The organism is Burkholderia sp. Bp8998 (genome assembly GCF_003854235.1).
In the GTDB taxonomy this organism is placed as follows: Bacteria; Pseudomonadota; Gammaproteobacteria; order Burkholderiales; family Burkholderiaceae; genus Burkholderia.
In genome coordinates this window covers 1-935 of the sequence record NZ_QTQF01000144.1, presented here as the reverse complement: position 1 = coordinate 935, position 935 = coordinate 1, and the positions used below count along the sequence as shown (strand labels likewise).

1 protein-coding gene is annotated in these 935 nt (G+C 65.8%); it reads left to right on the top strand.

Features of this window, described 5'->3' with window-relative positions; translation table 11 throughout:
- A partial coding sequence (ccsB, locus tag DIE06_RS37840) for a c-type cytochrome biogenesis protein CcsB (protein WP_124665747.1) occupies positions 1-935 on the top strand: 935 nt, incomplete at both ends.

Below are 935 nucleotides of genomic sequence, written 5' to 3'. Positions count from 1 at the left end.
GCGCGGCTGATGATGGCGTCGATCGCGGTGCTGTCGCTGCTGTCGATCCAGATCTACCAGGGCGATCTCGCGCGCGCCGATTCGGCGTTCTTCCTCAAGTACTTCCTGTCGAGCCAGTCCGCGATCCTGTGGATGAGCGCGCTGTTCGTGCTCGCGACGATCTTCTACTGGATCGGCCTGCTCGCGCGCTCGGCGTCGGGCGCCGCGATCGGCCAGAAGCTCACGTGGGTCGCCGTGCTGATGGGCTTCACCGGCCTGATGGTGCGCTGGTACGAGTCCTACCTGATCGGCGCCGACGTCGGGCATATCCCGGTGTCGAACCTGTATGAAGTGTTCGTGCTGTTCAGCCTGATCACCGCGCTGCTCTATCTGTATTACGAAGGCCACTACGGCACGCGCGCGCTCGGCGCGTTCGTGCTGCTGGTCATCAGCGCGGCCGTCGGCTTCCTGATGTGGTACTCGGTCGCGCGCGACGCGCAGCAGATCCAGCCGCTCGTGCCGGCGCTGCAGAGCTGGTGGATGAAGATCCACGTGCCGGCGAACTTCATCGGCTACGGCAGCTTCGCGCTGTCGGCGATGGTGTCGGTCGCGTACCTGATGAAGGAGCGCGGCATGCTCGCCGATCGTCTGCCGACGCTCGAGGTGCTCGACGACGTGATGTACAAGTCGATCGCGGTCGGCTTCGCGTTCTTCACGATCGCGACGATCCTCGGCGCGCTGTGGGCCGCGGAAGCATGGGGCGGCTACTGGAGCTGGGACCCGAAGGAAACCTGGGCGCTGATCGTATGGCTCAACTACGCGGCCTGGCTGCACATGCGCCTGATGAAGGGCCTGCGCGGCGTGGCCGCCGCCTGGTGGGCGCTCACGGGCCTGCTCGTGACGACGTTCGCGTTCCTCGGCGTCAACATGTTCCTGTCCGGGCTGCACAGCTACGG